Source organism: Micromonospora sp. KC723, from assembly GCF_004348595.1.
Classification (GTDB): Bacteria; Actinomycetota; Actinomycetes; order Mycobacteriales; family Micromonosporaceae; genus Micromonospora.
The window spans coordinates 1-18,891 of sequence record NZ_SMKD01000113.1 but is presented as its reverse complement, the minus strand read 5'-3'; the positions used below and the strand labels follow the sequence as shown (position 1 = coordinate 18,891).

Annotated in this window: 15 protein-coding genes and 2 pseudogenes; 8 read left to right on the top strand and 9 right to left on the bottom strand. The window is 73.9% G+C overall.

All coding sequences use genetic code 11. The features are described from left to right. Positions 1–296 precede the first annotated feature (296 nt). Positions 297–1,898, top strand: a complete 1,602-nt coding sequence (locus E1165_RS21785; RefSeq protein WP_132393639.1) for an NAD(P)/FAD-dependent oxidoreductase — start codon at positions 297–299, stop codon at positions 1,896–1,898. 7 nt (positions 1,899–1,905) lie between these two features. Here the strand turns inward: E1165_RS21785 and E1165_RS21780 are convergent, their stop codons facing one another. Further along, complete coding sequence (locus E1165_RS21780) at positions 1,906–3,477, bottom strand: Rieske 2Fe-2S domain-containing protein (protein ID WP_132393638.1); 1,572 nt, start codon at positions 3,475–3,477, stop codon at positions 1,906–1,908. 224 nt (positions 3,478–3,701) lie between these two features. Here E1165_RS21780 and E1165_RS21775 point away from each other — a divergent pair, with 224 nt between their 5' ends. Further along, positions 3,702–3,923, top strand: a complete 222-nt coding sequence (locus E1165_RS21775; RefSeq protein ID WP_132393637.1) for a DUF2631 domain-containing protein — start codon at positions 3,702–3,704, stop codon at positions 3,921–3,923. A 105-nt stretch (positions 3,924–4,028) separates the two neighbouring features. Here E1165_RS21775 and E1165_RS21770 read toward each other — a convergent pair whose 3' ends face one another. The 7 genes from E1165_RS21770 to rpsB form a co-directional block, all read right to left on the bottom strand. Next, positions 4,029–5,141, bottom strand: a complete 1,113-nt coding sequence (locus E1165_RS21770) for a DivIVA domain-containing protein (protein ID WP_132393636.1) — start codon at positions 5,139–5,141, stop codon at positions 4,029–4,031. A gap of 22 nt (positions 5,142–5,163) precedes the next feature. Further along, positions 5,164–6,315: a 23S rRNA (adenine(2503)-C(2))-methyltransferase RlmN gene (gene rlmN / locus E1165_RS21765; RefSeq protein ID WP_132393635.1), complete on the bottom strand. Its 1,152-nt coding sequence runs from the start codon at positions 6,313–6,315 to the stop codon at positions 5,164–5,166. 104 nt (positions 6,316–6,419) lie between these two features. Next, complete coding sequence (locus tag E1165_RS21760; RefSeq protein ID WP_132393634.1) at positions 6,420–7,793, bottom strand: phosphatidate cytidylyltransferase; 1,374 nt, start codon at positions 7,791–7,793, stop codon at positions 6,420–6,422. 403 nt (positions 7,794–8,196) lie between these two features. Continuing rightward, positions 8,197–8,754, bottom strand: a complete 558-nt coding sequence (frr, locus tag E1165_RS21755) for a ribosome recycling factor (protein ID WP_132393633.1) — start codon at positions 8,752–8,754, stop codon at positions 8,197–8,199. An 86-nt stretch (positions 8,755–8,840) separates the two neighbouring features. After that, entirely contained in the window at positions 8,841–9,608 is a 768-nt protein-coding gene (gene pyrH, locus E1165_RS21750) for a UMP kinase (protein ID WP_132393632.1), read from the bottom strand. 161 nt (positions 9,609–9,769) lie between these two features. Next, the gene (tsf, locus tag E1165_RS21745; protein WP_132393631.1) at positions 9,770–10,624 is read right to left on the bottom strand and encodes a translation elongation factor Ts; all 855 of its coding nucleotides are present in this window, start codon (positions 10,622–10,624) and stop codon (positions 9,770–9,772) included. Between the two features lie 139 nt (positions 10,625–10,763). Next, a complete protein-coding gene (gene rpsB, locus E1165_RS21740) occupies positions 10,764–11,636 on the bottom strand; it encodes a 30S ribosomal protein S2 (RefSeq protein WP_132393630.1) in 873 nt (290 codons plus the stop codon). Between the two features lie 335 nt (positions 11,637–11,971). On the opposite strand from rpsB, the gene E1165_RS21735 reads away from it, so the two are divergent. The 6 genes and pseudogenes from E1165_RS21735 to E1165_RS21715 all read left to right on the top strand — a co-directional run bounded on the left by E1165_RS21735 (position 11,972) and on the right by E1165_RS21715 (position 17,917). Continuing rightward, positions 11,972–12,331, top strand: coding sequence for a YraN family protein (locus tag E1165_RS21735; protein ID WP_132393629.1), 360 nt, complete (start codon positions 11,972–11,974; stop codon positions 12,329–12,331). A gap of 64 nt (positions 12,332–12,395) precedes the next feature. Beyond that, complete coding sequence (locus E1165_RS21730) at positions 12,396–13,916, top strand: YifB family Mg chelatase-like AAA ATPase (RefSeq protein ID WP_132393628.1); 1,521 nt, start codon at positions 12,396–12,398, stop codon at positions 13,914–13,916. Beyond that, the gene (locus tag E1165_RS21725) at positions 13,913–15,163 is read left to right on the top strand and encodes a DNA-processing protein DprA (RefSeq protein ID WP_132393627.1); all 1,251 of its coding nucleotides are present in this window, start codon (positions 13,913–13,915) and stop codon (positions 15,161–15,163) included. The genes E1165_RS21730 and E1165_RS21725 overlap by 4 nt, the downstream gene beginning before the upstream one ends. 506 nt (positions 15,164–15,669) lie before the next feature. Further along, positions 15,670–16,081 (top strand): annotated as a pseudogene (locus E1165_RS30815) (site-specific integrase); the annotation flags it as partial. Between the two features lie 104 nt (positions 16,082–16,185). Further along, positions 16,186–16,686 (top strand): annotated as a pseudogene (locus tag E1165_RS30810) (tyrosine-type recombinase/integrase); the annotation flags it as partial. A 49-nt stretch (positions 16,687–16,735) separates the two neighbouring features. Then, positions 16,736–17,917 (top strand): aminotransferase class V-fold PLP-dependent enzyme, encoded by a 1,182-nt coding sequence (locus tag E1165_RS21715; RefSeq protein WP_132393625.1) that lies wholly within the window; start codon positions 16,736–16,738, stop codon positions 17,915–17,917. Here E1165_RS21715 and E1165_RS21710 read toward each other — a convergent pair. Beyond that, positions 17,831–18,601, bottom strand: coding sequence for a murein hydrolase activator EnvC (locus tag E1165_RS21710; RefSeq protein ID WP_132393624.1), 771 nt, complete (start codon positions 18,599–18,601; stop codon positions 17,831–17,833). The genes E1165_RS21715 and E1165_RS21710 overlap by 87 nt on opposite strands. Positions 18,602–18,891: the final 290 nt, after the last annotated feature.

The window sequence follows — 18,891 nt, the reverse complement described above, 5'->3', positions numbered from 1 at the left end:
CACCAGCCGAACATCCCCGCTCCCCTCGTCGACCGTCACGGCCGCAGGCCGTCGACCCGGCCACGCAGTGACCGCCGTCAACTATCGCAAGCCCGTCGGCGTCCGGCACGCCGGGCCGGGTACGGGCCGTTTCGCCTGCGCCGTGTCGCGGCGGGCGGATGGAAGGGTTCTCCGGCTGCGCCGTCGTGCGGTGTCCCCGGCGGCGGTCGCCACGATCCGGCGCAGGTCGAGTGGACCATCGCCTCCCGCCGCGAACACCTCCCGCGCGGAGCCCGGCGGCACTAGGCTGGCCGGGCATGAGCGAAGCGAGTGACCTGCCGGCCCGCGCCGACGCCGTGGTCGTCGGCGCCGGCCACAACGGGCTGGTCTGCGCGATCCTGCTGGCCCGCGCCGGGTTGACGGTGCTGGTACTGGAGGCCGCCGACGTGCTCGGCGGGGCCACCCGCACCGAGAACCCGTTCCCGAAGGTGCCCGGGCTGCGCCACTCCACCGGGTCGTACCTGCTCGGACTGATGCCACCGGAACTGCTCGCCACGCTCGACGTCCGCATCCCGGTGCTGCGCCGCGACCCGCACTACTTCCTGCCCACCCCGGGCGGGCCCGGCGCGCCGTACCTGCTCTTCGGCAGCGACACCGCGGCCACCCGGCGGCAGCTCGCCCAGATGTTCTCCCCCGCCGACGTGGCCGCCGACGACGCCCTCCAGGCCGAACTGGCCGCGCTCCGCGCGGACCTGGCGCCGGCCTGGCTGGCCGAGCCGCTGCCGGTGCGGGAGACCGCCGAACGTTACGTCCGCCCCGCCCTGCGGCAGGTCTTCGTCGACCTGGTCCGCGGCTCGGTCGCCGATCACCTGGCCCGCTTCGAGTTCCGCTCCGAGCTGCTGGTCAGCATGTACGCCGTAACCGACGGGCTGTCCGGTGTCAACGCCGGCCCGGACGACCCCGGTACCGGGCACAACTTCCTGGTGCACAACATGTGCCGGCTGCCCGGCTCGGACGGGACCTGGATGATCGCGGAGGGCGGCATGGGCACCGTGTCACGGACCTTCGCCGAGGCCGCCCGCACCGCCGGGGCCCGCATCCGCACCGGCACGCCGGTCACCGCGATCACCCTCGACGCCGGGGCGGCCAGCGGGGTCGTGCTCGCCGACGGCCGGCAGGTGGCCACCACCGTGGTGGTGGGGGCCTGCGACCCGTACCGGCTGATCGGGCTGCTGCCCGACGGCGCGCTCCCGGCGCCACTCGGCGCGCGCATGGCGGCGGTCCGCCGCCCCGGCACCACCCTCAAGCTCAACCTGGCACTGACCGGGCTGCCCCGGTTCTCCTGCCTGCCGGCGGACGCGCCGAGCCCGTTCGGTTCCACCATCCATCTGCTGCCCGGCTCGTCCTCGCTGGTCGACGGCGGCGGCGTGGCGCCGATGGCGGCGCTGCGCGCGATGTGGGCGGACGTGCGGGCGGGCCGGCTGCCGGCGGAACCGACCATCGAGTGGTACCTGCACACCACCGTCGACCCGTCGCTGGCCGACGACGCCGGGCACCACTCGTCGGCGCTCTTCGTCCAGTCGGTCCCCTACGAACTGGCCGGCACCACCTGGGACGAGGCACTACCCGGGTACGTCTCCCGGCTGGTCGACATCTGCGAACGGTACGCCCCCGGCACCGCCGGCCTGATCGCCGACGCGGTGCCGCTGCCCCCGCCCGGCATCGAGGCGCACTTCGGCATCACCGGCGGGCACATCCACCACGTCGACAACACCGTGTCGTTCACCGACCGGATGCCGTACGCCACCGGCGTCGACGGCGTGTACGCGGGCAGCGCCGGCTGCCACCCGGCCGGCAGCGTCATCGGCGCCGCCGGCCACAACGTCGCCAAGCGGATCCTCGCCGACCTGGGCCGCTGACCTCCCGTCAGCCGGCCGGGGTGTTCGCGTCGGCGCGGTGGGCGCGGATCTTGTGGCCGACGCTGGTCAGGCACCGGCCGCTGGACAGGTCGAACTTCCAACCGTGCAGCTGGCAGGTGAGCTGGTCGCCCTCGACGATGCCGAACCGGGTCAGGTCGGCCTTCAGGTGCGGGCAGCGCCGTTGCACCACCCAGTCGCCGAGGGTGATGTCCTCCGCGTCGCTGACCCGCTCGTGCTCGTCGTACCAGCCCTCCGCGTACTGGAGGCGCTCGGTGGAGAGGCACTTGAAGAAGGCGTAGACGAACTCGTTGTACTGGCCGATCCGGGCCGCCGAGAAGCGGCAGGACAGGAAGAGCGAGTTCACCCAGTCCACCTCGCCGGTGTACAGCAGGTGCTCGACCAGCGCCCGCTCGGTACGGAACCGGTAGCGCACCTTCTCGTCGGCGTACGGGCGGACCTCCTTGCCGGGGAAGTCCACCACGATGGATTCGATGGTCTCCCCGCCCGAGTCGTCGGTGCCCACCAGGTCGAAGCGGACCGGGCCGCCGACCCCCTTGGCCAGGTAGATCGACTCGTCCAGCAGTGGCTCGATCCGGCGCTTCATCTCACCGAGCACGTCCACCTCGGGGTGCCGCCAGGACGCCTTCTCCGCCTTGATGACCGGCCGCTTGCGCTCCCGCATCTCCTCCAGGTGGGCGGTCTTGTTGGCGAAGAACTCCTCGACCGGCACCGGGTGGGTGGTCTGGCAGGACTCCGTGGTGATCTCGGCGACGCTGCCGGGCAGCAGCACGACCCCGTTGGTGCCGCCGACCTTGGCGTACTCGGAGAGGAACACCGACTGGTCGGGGAAGATGTTGCCCTCGTCGCCGTGGATGTCGTTGAACTGCCACAGCGCGTCGTCGAGAAAGCAGGGCGGGCCGGCGATGGGGAAGACGTGGTCGGCCCTCAGGTCGTCGATGTAGCGCCAGGTGCGGTCGAACTGCCGGTCCCGCTTCTGCTTGCCGAACGCGGTCTTCGCCGCCTGCGGCAGCTCGTACACCATCGGGTACCAGATCGCGCCGGAGAACTGCAACATGTGCGCGTGCACGTGGCCCAGCTCGGCGAAGACGCCGAGGTCACTCGGGCGGGCGTCGTTCTGGTTGAGCAGCCGCACCCCGTCGTACTCCACCCAGAGCGAGGAGTCACCGATCGGGCCGTCGGTCGGGCTGGTCAACGCCTGGATCATGATCTTCAGGCCGCCGTCGAGTTCGACGACCTGCTCGTTCGGCGCCTTGAGGAACTTCGTGAAGCCCAGCTCCCGCAGCTCGTCCTCCATCTCCGAGGTGGGGAACTCGGGCAGCAGGACGGTGGCGTCCTTCGACACGTACCGCCTCAGGTGCGCGGCGTCGAAGTGGTCCCGGTGCAGGTGCGAGACGTACAGGTAGTCGACCTGCCCCAGGGTCTCCCAGTCGAGCAGGGAGTTGTCCGGGAAGGGGAACCAGGAGGCGAAGTAGGCGGGATTGACCCACGGGTCGCACAGGATGCTGCCCGCGGCCGTGTCGATCCGCATGCTGGCATGTCCCGTACCGGTCACTCGCACCGCAGTCCCCCTCGCAAAGGCAATCAAGGCGTACGCCGAAAACGCTACCGGAGGCGGTGCGGTCGTCGTCCCGCGACGCCGGTAGTGCCGGTCCGCCCACCCGGACCGGAGCGCTGCACCCGCGTCCCGGTGCGCGGGACCCCGATCAGGGCGTACCCCGCACCGGGTCCGGCGCGGGGCGTGCCAGACTACTCGGAGATCCGATCGCGAGGGAAGGACCGACAGTGGCAGGAAGCGAGCCGGTAACCGCGCCAGATCAGCACAAGCCCGGGCACCGCAGGTCCGGACGCATCGGTGCGGTGCTCACCGCGCTGGCGCTGCTGGCGATGCTCTGCGGCAACCACGAGGGCAAGGTCGAGGACATCTGGCTGATCGGCCTGGCCGCGCTGCTGTTGGCGATCGTCGTGGGCGACGCGGTGCTGCGCCGCAACGGCCTGCGTTCCTGACACCACACCGTCGGGCGCCGGTTTCCGGGCCCTCCCCGCGGCGACGGACGACGCGAGGGCCCGCCCCCGGCCGGGCAGCGGGCCCTCGTCACGTCGGCCGGCCGGTCAGCGGCCGAGCAGGATGTCCTGTACGTCCTTGAGGGCGGCGTCGACCTCGGCCTCGAAGTAGCCGCCCGGGACCAGCCCGAAACGAAGAGTGTCCAGGTCCCGTGGGTTCACCGGCATCGGGTTGCGGCCCTGCATCCCACCGAGCAGCGCCTCGAAGAAGCGGTCGACCTGGTCCGGGTCGTACCCGCTGCCGAAACGCCGCACCTGGAAACTGCGCCGGATCTGGTCCACCCGGTAGAGGTCGCTGCCGGGCGGGCCGGCCATCGGTGGGCCGGCCATCGGCGGACCCGCCATGGGCGGACCCGCCATGGGCGGACCGGCCGGCGGCGGGCCACCGAGCCCCTGCTGCGGCACGGGGGGCGGCCCGACGGGGCCACGGCCACGCAGATCGCGCAGCTCCCGCTCGGACATCCGGATCTCGGCGGTCATGTCGGCGCGACCGTGCCGACCGGCCTCGAAACCGTCGAACCGCGGCTCGTCCTGGCCGTACCCGCCCTGGCCGGGTGGCAGGCCACGCTGCGGCAGGCCACCGTGGCCCCCCGGCCCACCGGGACCCATCGGGCCGCCCGGCCCCAGCTGACCACCCGGCCCCGTCGGAACGCCCGGCCCGAGCTGGCCACCGGGACCGGCCGGGCCGCGCGGCGCGTCGTAACCGCCCCCCCGCGGGGCGTCGTAACCACCGGCGAAGGCGCCGGTCGGCTCGTCGTACCGGTTGCCGTAACGGTCGGTCGGGCCGGGCTGCGCCGGCATCGCGCGCGGCGGCATCGGCTGCGGGACCGGCGGGACCCCCCGGTGGTCGTCGCGCATCGGCGGGCCGACACGCTCAACCGACGCGCGCGGGTCGCCGCTGCGACCGCCCAGGCCACCGCGCTCCTCCAGCTCGGCCAGCTGCCGCTCCACCCGGTCCAGGTGCAGGTCCACCTGCCACTCGTCGTAGCCGTTGAAGCGGACCCGGAAGACGACGTCATGGACCTCCTGGGAGGCCACGGGCGCGCCCACCGGCTGGCCGGCGAGTGTCGCCTCGACCCGGTCCAGGAAGGCGTCCACCTCGTCGACCTTGTAGCCCCGGCGGAGCGCTTTGCGCCGGAAACGCTGACCCTGACTCGCCACTATGTCTCCTGGTCTCGTACCGCTACGCCCGGTCACGCCCGCGCGGCGCGTCGGTGTCCCTGTCCTCGGCGGCAGCCAGCTGCCCGCACGCGCCGTCGATCTCGCGCCCCCGGGTGTCCCGCACCGTCGTGGACACCCCGGCGTCCCGCAGCCGCCGGACGAACTCCCGCTCGACCGGCTTCGGGCTGGCGTCCCAACGGCTGCCCGGTGTCGGGTTGAGCGGGATGAGGTTCACGTGGGCCAACCTGCCGGCCAACAACCGGCCGAGCAGGTCCGCCCGCCACGGCTGGTCGTTCACGTCCTTGATCATTGCGTACTCGATCGACACGCGGCGCCCTGTCCGGGCCGCGTAGTCCCACGCTGCGTCCAGCACTTCGGCTACCTTCCAGCGCTGGTTGACCGGCACGAGTTCGTCGCGCAGATCATCATCGGGCGCGTGCAGCGACAGCGCAAGGGTCACTGAGAGGTCTTCGCTGGCCAGTCGGCGGATGGCCGGAACCAGCCCGACCGTGGAAACGGTGATGTGCCGCTGGGACAGCCCGAGCCCCTCCGGAGCCGGCGCGACCAGCCGGCGGATCGCGCCGACCACCCGCGAGTAGTTGGCCAACGGCTCGCCCATCCCCATGAACACGACGTGCGACAGCCGCGGCGGCGCGCCCGCCACCACGCCCGAGGCGGCGACACCGGCCAGGTAGACGGCCTGGTCGACGATCTCCGCGGTGGAGAGGTTCCGGGTCAACCCGGCCTGGCCGGTCGCGCAGAACGGACAGGCCATGCCGCAGCCGGCCTGGCTGGAGATGCAGACGGTCACCCGATCCGGGTAGCCCATCAGCACGCTCTCCACCAGCGCGCCGTCGTGCAGCCGCCACAGCGCCTTGCGGGTGGCCCCGTCGTCGCAGGCCAGCTCGCGCACCGGATGGAGCAGGGTGGGCAGCAGCCCGGCGGCGATCCGCTCCCGGGTCGCCGCCGGCAGGTCCGTCATCTGCTCCGGATCGCGCACCAGCCGTCCGAAGTAGTGGTGGGAGACCTGCTTGGCGCGGAAGGCCGGCTCACCCAACTCCGCCACCAGCGCCTGCCGCCCGGACAGGTCCAGGTCGGCGAGGTGGCGGGGAGGCATCGCGGGCCGGCGGCCGGGAGCGTCGGGGTCTACGGGGATCACAGGCAGGCTCGTCATGGCCGGTCCAGTCTGTCACGCCGTTCGGCCAACTCACCCGTCCAAACGTGCCGAATCGGCAGCGGCCGGGCGGGCCGGACAGACAGCCGGGCATGATTCATCCCTCAGCCCACCACCGGCACGAAGACCGCCAACAGCAGGTAGGCGGTGGGAACGGCGAAGAGGATCGAGTCCAGCCGGTCCATCAGGCCGCCGTGCCCGGGAAGCAGAGTGCTCATGTCCTTCACACCCAGGTCACGCTTGATCATGGACTCGGCCAGGTCACCGAGGACCGCCGCGCCGGAGACCGCGAGCCCGAACAGCGCACCCCACCACGGCGAGACGTCGAGGAGCTGCCAGACCAGCACCGCGCTGCCGGCCGCCGCCGCGGTCACCGAGCCGGCGAAGCCCTCCCAGGACTTCTTCGGGCTGATCGACGGCGCCATCGGGTGCCTGCCGAAGGCGACCCCGGCGGCGTACCCGCCGGTGTCGGAGAGCACCACCGCGACCACGGTCACCAGCACCCGCAGGTGCCCGTCGGCGGGGACCGCCGCGAGCAGCGCCGCGAACCCGCCGAGGAAGGGCACGTACACCGCGATCAGGGTGGCCGCCGTGATGTCCCGCTGGAAGCCCGCCGGGCCGTCGCCGAGCCGCCAGATCATCGTGCCGAGCACGGTGACCAGCAGCCCGAGGCTGAGCGCGTCCGGGCCGGCGAACCAGGCCAGCACCACCGTGAGCACACCACCGGCGACCAGCGGCACCAGCGGCGGGTGGGCGTCGCTGCGGCGTACCGCGCGGACCATCTCCCAGATGCCGACACCGACCGCCGCGGCCACCACGACCAGGAACGCGGGACGGTAGGAGAAGAGGGGTACGAGGATCAACGCGCCGAGGGCGAGGCCCACCCCGATGGCCGCCGGGAGGTTGCGTCCGGCCCGGCTGGCGGCGGGCTGCGTCGGCGGCCGTTCCGCCGAGGCCCGACGTTTCCCGGGCGACCGCCTCGCGGGCTGGCGCCTCGGCTCCTCGTCGGCCTCCGCCGTCACCGGCGGGATCTGAACCGTCGACGCGTCGTCGTCACGGACCGGGGCGAGCTGCGAGGTCGGCGTGTCGTCGGGTGACGGCCGAGCCGGGCCACCACCCGTGTACGGACGCCCTACGGGCCCGGTGCTCAGCGCGCCGGCCGGCGACCCGGAGGGGTCGTCGCCGTGGCCGCCACCCCGGGCACGGTCACGCATCCCCCCGGGAGGCGGGACGGGACGGCCGTCGCGCGGGCCGTACGGCACGCCCCGGTCGTCCCGGGACGGCTCGTACGGGCCGGCGTCCGGACCGTCGAGGCGTCGCTCCTGCGTCCGGCGGCGGGCCTGCGGCCCGGCGTACAGCTCGGAGGCGGACTGCCGGCTCCGGGGGTCGGCGTCCCGCTCCGGCCAGGGCAGCGCCGACGGGCGCTCCGGCCGGTCCCAGCCGCGGGGCTCGGTGCCGTAGGGGTCGAGGTGGGACATCACGCACCGAACGGCGACGGTACGAGTTCCACCACATGACGCAAAACCAAGGCCATCCCCTACACACGTGAGGTGTTCCGTCCGATTGGCCGACGCGACGACCGGCCGATCCCCGGCGTTCACCGCGTGGTGGTCGGGAATCGTGCCGAGCCTACTGCACGGCTCCCCCGCACAGGGTGGACGATGGCCGGCTCGGGCCACGCCGACCACCGAACCCCACCCGCCGTCGCCGCAACGATCCGCTCCGGTCGCGGCGGACCGTGGTGTCCCGGCCGCGGGAGGGCCGACTCGACGCGAACGGAGAGCCACGTCGTGCACAGCGGCCGGGCGCAACGACAGCGACACCGGCGTCCACCGCCTCGAACGGGCGGCGGCACACCGGTGCCACGGGTACGGGCGGGACTCAGACCTCGAGCAACTCCGCTTCCTTGTGCTTGACCAGCTCGTCGACGGTGCCGACGTAACGCTGGGTGAGGTCGTCCAGCTCCTTCTCGGCGCGCCGCCCCTCGTCCTCGCCGACCTCGCCGTCCTTGACCAGCCGGTCCAGCTCTTCCTTGCCCTTGCGGCGGATGTTGCGGACGGCCACCTTGGCCTCCTCACCCTTGTGCCGAACCACCTTGATCATCTCGCGGCGGCGCTCCTCGGTCATCTGCGGGAGCAGGATGCGTAGCTGGTTGCCCTCGTTGTTCGGGTTCACGCCGAGGTCGGAGTCGCGGATCGCCTTCTCCATGGCGTTGAGCTGCGAGTTGTCGTACGGCTTGATGATCACCATGCGCGGCTCGGGAACCGCGATGGAGGCCATCTGCGGCAGCGGCGTCGGGCTGCCGTAGTAGTCGATCATGATCCGGGAGAACATGGCGGCGTTGGCGCGACCGGTACGGATCCCGCCGAACTCCTCCTTGGCGTGCTCGATGGCACGCTCCATCTTCTCCTCGGCCTCGAGGAGGGTGTCGTCGATCACCGGTCTCCTCGCCTCCTTCTGTCGCTCGTCGTGGGCTGTGGCGGCGGCCCGTCGCAGGACCGCCACGGTGGGGCCGGCAGGGTCGTTCAGGCGGTGATCAGCGTACCGATCTTGTCGCCACCGACCGCGCGGATGATCGTGTCGTCGCCCTGCGCGCCGAAGACCAGCATCGGCAGGCCGTTCTCCATGCAGAGGCTGAACGCGGCGGCGTCGGCCACCCGCAGGTTGCGGCGCAGCACCTCCGAGAAGGTGATCGAGTCGAACTTGCTGGCGGTGGAGTCGACCCGGGGATCGGCCGTGTAGACGCCGTCCACCCCGTTCTTGCTCATCAGCACCACGTCGGCGCGGATCTCCAGCGCGCGCTGCGCGGCGACGGTGTCGGTGGAGAAGTACGGCATGCCGGCGCCCGCCCCGAAGATCACCACGCGGCCCTTCTCCAGGTGCCGGATGGCGCGCAGCGGAATGTACGGCTCGGCGACCTGGGCCATCGTGATCGCGCTCTGCACCCGGGTCTCGATGCCCTCCTTCTCCAGGAAGTCCTGGAGGGCCAGGCAGTTCATCACGGTTCCGAGCATGCCCATGTAGTCGGCCCGCGCCCGGTCCATGCCGCGCTTCTGCAACTCGGCGCCACGGAAGAAGTTGCCGCCGCCGACGACGACGGAGACCTGTACGCCACGCCGGACGACGGTGGCGATCTGCCGGGCGATGGCCTGCACGACGTCCGGGTCGACACCGATCGCGCCGCCGCCGAAGACCTCACCGGAAAGCTTCAGCACGACCCGGCGGGCCCGCCCCGGGGGCGGCGCCGTCGGATCGTTCGCCTCCAGGCTCCGGTCACTCACAACCTGCGTCATCCGCCCCGCCCTTCCCCGGGCGCACGTCCCGCGCGCCGCGTACCGCTCAACTGCCGTTGCCGACCCTATGTGACGAGGAGGCCGCGGTGCCTGTCACGTACACCTGCGGCCTCCTCGTCGACGTTCCTGCCCACGGACGCGCCAGCGCCCGGTCCGGCGGATCAGGCCTGGCCGACCTCGAACCGCAGGAAGCGGGTCACCTCGATGCCGGCCTCGGCCAGCACCTGCTTCACGGTCTTCTTGTTGTCGGCGACCGACGCCTGCTCGAGAAGGACGTAGTCCTTGAAGAAGGCGTTGACCCGGCCCTCGACGATCTTCGGCAGCGCCGCCTCGGGCTTGTTCTCCTCGCGGGCGGTCTGCTCGGCGATGCGCCGCTCGGACTCGACGACCTCGGCCGGCACCTCGTCCCGGGTGAGGTACTTCGGCCGCATCGCGGCGATCTGCATGGCGACGCCACGGGCGTCCGAGTCAGACGCCTCGTCGCCGGCTGCCTGGCCGGCGCTCGCGCCAGCGGTGCCCGTGTACTGCACCAGCACGCCGACCGCCGGGGGCAGGTCCTGGCTCTTGCGGTGCAGGTAGACGGCGGTGGTGCCGTCGAGCTTGGCGAAGCGGTTGAGCACCAGCTTCTCGCCGATCTTGGCGGACTGCTCCTGGACTAGGTCGGCCACCGTCCGGCCGTCGAGCTCGGAGGCGAGCAGCTCCTCGGCGTTGCTCACGCCGCTGCGCTCGCCGTGCTCGACCAACTGCTGGGCCAGCGCGATGAAGGCCTCGTTCTTGGCCACGAAGTCGGTCTCGCAGTTGAGCTCGAGCAGCGCGTGGCCGGCATGCGCGACGAGGCCGTTGGCGGCGGTGCGGCCGGCCCGCTTGCCGACGTCCTTGGCGCCCTTGACGCGCAGGATCTCGACGGCCTTGTCGAAGTCGCCCTCGGCCTCGGTCAGCGCCTTCTTGCAGTCCATCATGCCGGCGCCGGTGAGGTCGCGGAGCTTCTTGACGTCCGCGGCGGTGAAGTTGGACATGACTCTCTCTTCGGTGTCGTGTCGGAACTGCGGTGGGATGGTCTGGGTGCCGGTCACCCGGATCCGGGCCGGATGTGTCCGGCGTACCCGCCGCTCCCCGCCGCCCGGCGAACCGGACGGCGGGGACGCGACGGTGCGGTCACTCCGCGGCGGCGGTCGCCGGCTGCTCGACCGGCGCCTGCTCCACCGGCGCCTGCTCGACCGGCGCCTGCTCGTCGGCCTTCTTCGGCTCCTCGAGCAGCTCGCGCTCCCACTCGGCCAGCGGCTCGTCGGCGCCGACCTGGCCCGCCTCGGGCTTCTCGTCGGCGCCCCGGCGGCGGCCGGACCGCGCGATCAGGCCGTCGGCGACGGCCGCGGCGACCACCCTGGTCAGCAGCTCGGCCGAGCGGATCGCGTCGTCGTTGCCCGGGATCGGGAAGTCGACCTCGTCCGGGTCACAGTTGGTGTCGAGCACGGCGATCACCGGGATGCCCAGCTTACGGGCCTCGTCGACGGCGATGTGCTCCTTCTTGGTGTCGATCACCCAGATCGCGGCCGGGAGCTTCTGCATGTCGCGCAGGCCACCGAGGGTCTTGGTGAGCTTGGTCTTCTCACGGAACAGCTGCAGGGTCTCCTTCTTGGTGTAACCGGCGGCGGTGCCGCTCAGGTCACCCAGGGCCTCCAGCTCCTTCATCCGCTGCAGCCGCTTGTACACCGTCTGGAAGTTGGTCAGCATGCCACCGAGCCAGCGGTGGTTGACGTACGGCTGGCCGACCCGGGTCGCCTGCTCGGCGATGGCCTCCTGGGCCTGCTTCTTGGTGCCGACGAAGAGAATGCTGCCGCCCTCGGCGACGGTGTTGCGCACGAAGTCGTACGCCTTCTCGATGTAGTCGAGGGTCTGGCGCAGGTCGATGATGTAGATACCGTTGCGCTCGGTGAAGATGAAGCGCTTCATCTTCGGGTTCCAGCGCCGGGTCTGGTGCCCGAAGTGGACACCGCTCTCCAGCAGCTGACGCATGGTCACGACGGCCATGGTGGGGTACTCCCTCTGGTCCCTGGTTGTCCCGCCCGGCCGGCGGCCGGGCGTCCTGGCGCCCGGTCGCCGGCCGTGATGGGCCCGACCGGGATCGGGACCAGGGAGACCGTCGCCCCACGGAACCGTGGAGAGGGCGCGCGAGGTCGACCGCGCGAGGCGGTCGCCAGTCGCCCAGTGTACGCCCCTGTCCCGTCGTCGGGCCGCCGGGTGCGGCGAACTGCCGATAGCACACCGTGCGCATGATCAGGAAGCCTTCCACAGGCTGTCCCGCCGTCCACAGCCCCCACGCTCCGGGCGGCACGGTGTCCCGTTCACACCGCACCCTCGGCGGCATGACGAAGCGGAACCAGGCGGTCGGCGCGTACGGCGAGCGGTGTGCGCTGCGCCACCTCATCGGAGCGGGCCTGCGCCCGGTCGCCCGCAACTGGCGCTGCCCGGACGGCGAGATCGACATCATCGCCTGGGACGGCCCGGTGCTCGCCTTCTGCGAGGTGAAGACCCGACGGAGCGACGACTACGGCACCCCGGCCGAGGCCGTCGTACCGCGCAAGGCCCGGCGGTTGCGCGGCCTGGCGGCCCGGTGGCTGGCCGAGAGCGGGGTGCGCGCCGACGAGGTGCGCTTCGACGTGCTGGCGGTCCGCCTGCCGGCCGCCGGTCCGGCGCTGGTCGAGCACGTCAGGGGCGCGTTCTGATGGGCCGGCCGGGCGCGCGGCACCGGCCGGTCCGCCCTGGTCCGGCCACGCGGGGAGAGGCACGGTGAGTTACGCCAAGGTGCTCTGCGTGGGGCTGGTCGGGGTGACCGGGCACCTGGTCGAGGTGGAGGCCGACCTGGCGCCGGGGCTGCCCGCGGTGGCCATCTCCGGGCTGCCCGACACCGCCCTACACGAGGCCCGCGACCGGGTCCGCGCCGCCATCGTGAACTCCGGGCAGCGCTGGCCCAACCGGCGCATCACGCTCAACCTGCTGCCCGCGACCCTGCCCAAGTACGGCTCGGCGTTCGATCTGGCCATCGCGGCGGCCGTGCTCGGCGGCTCAGGGGAACTGCCCCTCGCCCCGCTGGACGGGGTGGTGGTGCTCGGCGAGCTGGGCCTGGACGGGACGGTCCGTCCGGTGCGCGGGGTGCTGCCGATGGTCGCGGCGGCGACCCGGGCCGGGCACCACCGGGTCGTCGTCCCATTGGGGAACGCCGGGGAGGCGGCGGTCATCCCCGGCGTCCGGGTCCGGGCCGTCGACACGCTGCACCGGCTGGTCGCGTACGTCCGCGACGGCAGTCCGCTGCTGACCCCGCCGACCGATCCGCCCCGGTGCGGTCCCGGTGGCCCGGATCTGGCCGACGTGGCCGGTCAGGGGCTGGGCCGGCGGGCGCTGGAGGTGGCCGCCGCCGGCGGGCACCACCTGGCGCTGCTCGGGCCGCCCGGCGCGGGCAAGACCATGCTGGCCGAGCGGCTGCCGTCGATCCTGCCGGAGCTGGACGACGACGCGGCGCTGGAGGTCACCGCGCTGCACTCGATCGCGGGGCTGCTCCCACCCGGCGGACGGCTGTTACGGCGCCCGCCGTTCCAGGCGCCGCACCACACCGCGACCGTCCCGGCACTGGTCGGCGGTGGCAGCGGGCTGGCCCGGCCGGGCGCGGTCTCCCTGGCCCACCAGGGCGTGCTCTTCCTCGACGAGGCGCCCGAGTTCAGCAAGGGCGCCCTGGAGGCGCTGCGGCAACCGCTGGAGCACGGTCGGGTCCAGCTCGCGCGCAGCCGGGGCGACACCGAGTACCCGGCCCGCACCCAGCTGGTGCTGGCCGCGAACCCCTGTCCCTGTGCCAAGCCCGCCGGCGACGCGTACTGCGAGTGCAGCCCGCTGGCCCGGCGGCGCTACCTGGGCCGGCTCTCCGGGCCGCTGCTCGACCGCATCGACCTTCAGGTGAGGCTGCTGCCGGTCCGGGCGGCGGAGCTGATGGAGGCCACCCGCGCCGGTGAGTCGTCGGCCGACGTCTCGGCCCGGGTGGCGGCGGCGCGGCGGGCGGCGGCGGCCCGGTGGGAGCCGACGGGCCGCCGGCTCAACGCCGAGATCCCCGGCCCGTACCTGCGCCGGCCGCCGTGGCGGCTGCCCGCCCGGGACACCGCCGAGTTGCGCGCCCGGCTCGACTCCGGCTCGGTCTCCGCCCGGGGGTTCGACCGGATCACCCGCCTGGCCTGGACGATCGCCGACCTGGACGGCCGGGACCGGCCGGGGCGCGAGGACGTCTTAGAGGCCATCCAACTGAGAACGGGGGAAGGGACATGAGCACCCGAGAGGAGCGGCTGCTGGCCCGGGTCGCGTTGACCTGGCTCACCGAACCGGGCACCTGGTCGGTCCACCGGCTGGTCCAACAGCTCGGCCCGGTGGCCGCGCTGGACCTGCTGCTCGACGGCGGAGCGCCGGACCGGCGGTTGCGCGAGACGGTGGCGGCCCGCCAGCCGGCGGGAGATCCCAGGGCGGTCGCCGCCGACGCCCTCGCCCGGACCGAACGGGTCGGTGCCCGGATAGTGACCCCGGAGGACGACGAGTGGCCGGCCCACCTCGACGACCTGCGCCAGCTGGTCCTGGGCGGCGTCAACCGGCGGGTCGACCTGGAGACCGCCCCGCCGCTCTGCTTCTGGGTACGCGGCGGCTGGCCGCTCGGCGAGGCACTGGCCCGCTCGGTCGCGGTGGTCGGCGCCCGCGCCGCCACCGGGTACGGCGTCCACGTCGCCACCGAGATCGGGTACGGGCTCGCCGACCGGGACTGGACCGTGGTCTCCGGCGGCGCGTTCGGCATCGACGCGGCCGCGCACCGGGGCGCGTTGACGGCCGGTGGGGTGACCGTGGCGGTGCTCGCCTGCGGGGTGGACCGTCCCTACCCGATGGGCAACGCGGCGTTGTTCGACCGGATCGCCGAGACGGGGCTGCTGGTGAGCGAGTGGATGCCCGGAGCCGACCCGCTGCGCCCGCGCTTCCTGATCCGCAACCGGGTGATCGCCGCGGTCACCCGGGGGACGGTCCTGGTGGAGGCGGCGGCCCGCAGCGGGGCCGCGCAGACGCTGCACCGGGCGCTGGCCATGCGCCGGCCCGCGATGGTCGTCCCGGGGCCGGTGACCTCGGCGATGTCGGTCGGCGCGCACGAGCTGCTGCGCGAGCACCGGGAGGCCCGGCTGGTGACCGGGGTGGCGCACGTGCTGGAGGAGGTGGGCCGGATCGGTGAGGACCTGGCCCCTCCGGCGCGCGGCGCCGAACGCCCCATTGATCGGCTGGACGACGAGGCGGCCCTGGTGCTGGAGTCGTTGCCGCGACGCGGCTCGCTCGGTGTCGATGCCCTGGCGGCCCGCGCCGGGGTGGACCTGCGGACGGCGCTGCGGAAGCTCTCCCTGTTGGAGGAGCTGTCGCTGGTGGTCCGCCGGGACGGCGGATACGCGGTGGCCCCGTCACCGGCACCTGGCACCGCGGCGCGACCCGTCGGAGCCCCGGCCGGGCAGCCTCCCCCGCCGGGTCCCCCCGGGCGGGCGGCGGGATGAACCGGTCGGTCCGCCTCGGAGCGGGGGGTTGGGGTGCCCGCTCACCGCCCACACCAGTTGGCCGGGCGGGTTGATGTTCGTGACCGTCCCCGCGCTCCGGTCGCCCCGTCCGCGCCACCCCGGGCGGCGTGGCTCCGCCCGCGTCTCACCGGGCCGCCGGCTCGCCCCGACCGCCGGGGACCACCGCCGCCGGCCCTCGGCGAACCAGGTGGGACGGCCACCGCCGGCCCTCGGCGAGCCAGATAGGACGGCCACCGCCGGCCCTCGGCGAACCAGGTGGGACGGCCACCGCCGGCCCTCGGCGAGGCCGTCGGGTCGGCACCGGCGGGGCACCGGCCGTAGGCTGGGTCGGTGCTCCCGGACGACCGAACGGTCCCGCGACGACAGCCGTGGGTGGCGACCGGGCCGACCCGCGCCAGACGGCGGGCGACCAGGCCGCGAGGGCCCGACCGGCGGGCGACCACAGCCGGCGGGCCCGACCGGCGGACCGTGCCCCGGGGGCCGCGATGAGCCACGGCGGTACCCGGACCACGCACCAGGCCCTGCCACCGGCCATGCGGGAGGCGGTGGACGACTTCGCCGACCACCTGGTTCGGGTGCGCAACCGTTCCGCGCACACGGTGCGCGCCTACGTGGCCGATCTGGTCTCCCTCCTCGACCACGCCGTCCGGATGGGTCGCGCCACGCCGGCAGACCTGGACCTGGCCGTCCTGCGCAGCTGGCTGGCCCAGCAGCGGACGCGGGGCGCGGCACGTCCCTCGCTGGCGAGGCGGGCGGCCACGGCCCGAACCTTCAGTGCCTGGGCGCACCGCGGCGGGTTGCTCCCCACGGATGTGGCCGTCGCGCTGGCCAGTCCGCAGGCCCGCCGGGAGCTGCCTACGGTGCTCCGCGCCGACCAGGCCGCCGCCCTCGTCGAGGCGCCGGCCCGCGTGGCCGGCGGAGCCGACCGTACCGCAACGGCTCACCCCGCTGAGGAGACGATCCACGCCGCCGGCAAGGCGAACCGACCAGCCGGCGAGGCGGTGCGCCTGCGCGACCGGATCCTGTTGGAACTGCTCTACGGCACCGGTGTGCGGATCAGCGAGGCGTGCGGATTGGACGTCACCGACGTCGACCACGACCGGCGGGTGGTGCGCGTGTTCGGCAAGGGTGGCCGGGAGCGGTCCGTGCCCTACGGGGTGCCGGCGCAGCGGGCGATCGACGACTGGCTGCGGTCCGGCCGCCCGGAGCTGGCGGGGCCGGGATCCGGGGACGCCCTGCTGCTCGGTGCCCGGGGCGGGCGGCTGAACCCGACCACCGCGCGGCGGATCGTCGCCGGGTACGCCGACGAACTCGGGTTGCCTCGGGTCAGCCCGCACGACCTGCGCCACTCGGCGGCGACGCACCTGTTGGAGGGCGGCGCGGACCTGCGGGCGGTGCAGGAACTGCTGGGGCACTCCTCGCTCGGCAGCACCCAGATCTACACCCACGTCTCGGTGGAGCGGCTGCGGGCGGCGTACCGGCAGGCCCACCCCCGGGCCTGACCCGTCCGACCACACCTGACCGGACCGCAGGTGCGGTTATGATCACCAGGTGACCGTCGTGCGGCCGGCCGAGCCGATCCCCGGGGCCCGACTGCTCTTCGCTCTCGACCCGGCGGTCAGCCACCTCAACCACGGGGCGTTCGGCGCGGTGCCGCTCACCGTACAGCGAGCCCAGCAGCGGCTGCGCGACGAGATGGAGGCCAACCCGCCGCGATTCTTCACCCAGGGGCTGGTCGACCGGATCACCCACACCCGCCGGCACGTGGCCGCCTTCCTCGGTGCCGACCCGGACGGCACGGCGCTGGTCGGCAACGCCACCACCGGCGCTGCCGTCGTGCTCCAGTCGATCGGTCTGCACCCCGGCGACGAGGTGCTCACCACCGACCACGGGTACGGGGCGGTCGACCTGTCCATCGCCCGTGAGTGCCGCCGGACCGGTGCGGGCACCCGGGTGCTACGGGTGCCGCTGTCCGCCACCGACGAGGAGATCGTCGAGATCGTCCGGGACGGGCTGCGCCCGGGCCGGACCCGGTTGTTCGTCATCGACCAGATCACCTCGCCCACCGCCCGGCTCTTTCCGGTCGCGGCCGTCGTCGGGGTGGCCCGGGAGCGGGGCGTGCCGGTGCTCGTGGACGGCGCCCACGCGCCGGGCATGGTCCCGGTCGACGTGGCGGCCGTCGGTGCCGACTTCTGGGTGGGGAACCTGCACAAGTGGGGGTACGCGCCGCGCGGCACCGCCGTGCTGGTGGTCGCGCCGCCGTGGCGGGAACGGATCGAACCCCTGGTCGTCTCCTGGGAACAGGACGCCGGTTTCCCCCACAACGTCGAGTGGCAGGCGACGCTGGACTACACGAGCTGGCTGAGCGCCCCGGCCGGGCTCTTCACGCTGCGCAGCCTCGGGTTGGACCGGGTACGTGCGCACAATGCCGCGCTCGCCGCGTACGGGCAGCAGGTGGTGGGTGCCGCGCTCGGGGTCGCGCCGGCCGACCTGCCGGACCCGGGTGGGCCGGCGGTCGCCATGCGGCTCGTCCCGCTGCCTCCGGGCGTCGCCACCACCACCGACGCCGCCCGCGCGCTGCAGGCCCGGATCGCCGAGCGGCTCGCGACGGAGGTGTCGGTGGCCGGCTGGCGGGGCCAGGGCTGGCTAAGGCTCTGCGGCCAGGTCTACAACTCTCCCGACGAGTACGAGCGGCTGGCCACCCGCCTGCCCGCGCTGCTCGCCCGGGGCTGACCTGGTTCGCGCCCGGCGGTGCCCGCACCGGCAGCCGGTCGCCCGGGGCCGGTCGCCCCACCCTGGCGCGACCGACCATCCGGGAGTGAACGACGGGACGCGCGAGGCCGGCCGTGTCCCGGCGGCCGGGTACGGGCCCGACACCGGGTCCGCGTCGACGGGCAGCAGCCGGACGGGGCCGAGCCTCAGCAACGCCAGGGGGTCGAGGTACTCGGCGTCGCGACGGAGCCCCCAGTGCAGGCAGCCCGCCACCGGGCAGCCGGCGTGCCCGGCCAGCAGGACGCCGAGCGGCGCACCGGCCGGCACCGCGTCGCCGGGGCGTACGTCGGGTCGTACCGGCTCGTAGGTGGTCCGCAGGCCCGCCCCGTGCCCGACGGTGATCACGGGTCGGCCGGCGACCGGGCCCGCGAAGAGGACCGTCCCGGGCCCGGCCGCCCGTACCGTGGATCCGGGCGCGGCCGCCAGGTCCACCCCGCGGTGGCCGGCCCGCCACGGCTGCGGTGGCGGGTCGAAGTGGCGTACCGGGCGTGGTGTGCCGTCGACCGGCCACCGGAACACCGGGCGGTGCCGGGGGTCGGCGGTGGCCGCCGGCGTCACCGCGCCGACCGTCACCGGCGCTGCCGACGCCCCGAGGGCCAGTAGGGCCGCACACCATGTGGTCGCACGCCGCACCTGTTGTCGCATGCCGCCAGCATGCCGACGGGGCGACCGGTGGAACACGGACAACCCGTCCGCTGTGGAGGACGGGGCGGCCTGTGGATGACCTCCCGGAGTCGCCTTCGATCTGCTAGGAGCGGGGCGTGCGCCGCGTGCTCAGGTCGGCCGGTGGCGGCGACGGAGAGTGGCCGGGCTGCGCTGCGGCCGAGGCGGTGCACCGTGGACGGTCGGGCCTGGCGCGGCGGATGGCGGGGGAGCCGTGCGGACCGGCCGGACGGCGTTCGCCGTGGCGCACCGGCGGGTGGGGGACGCCGGTG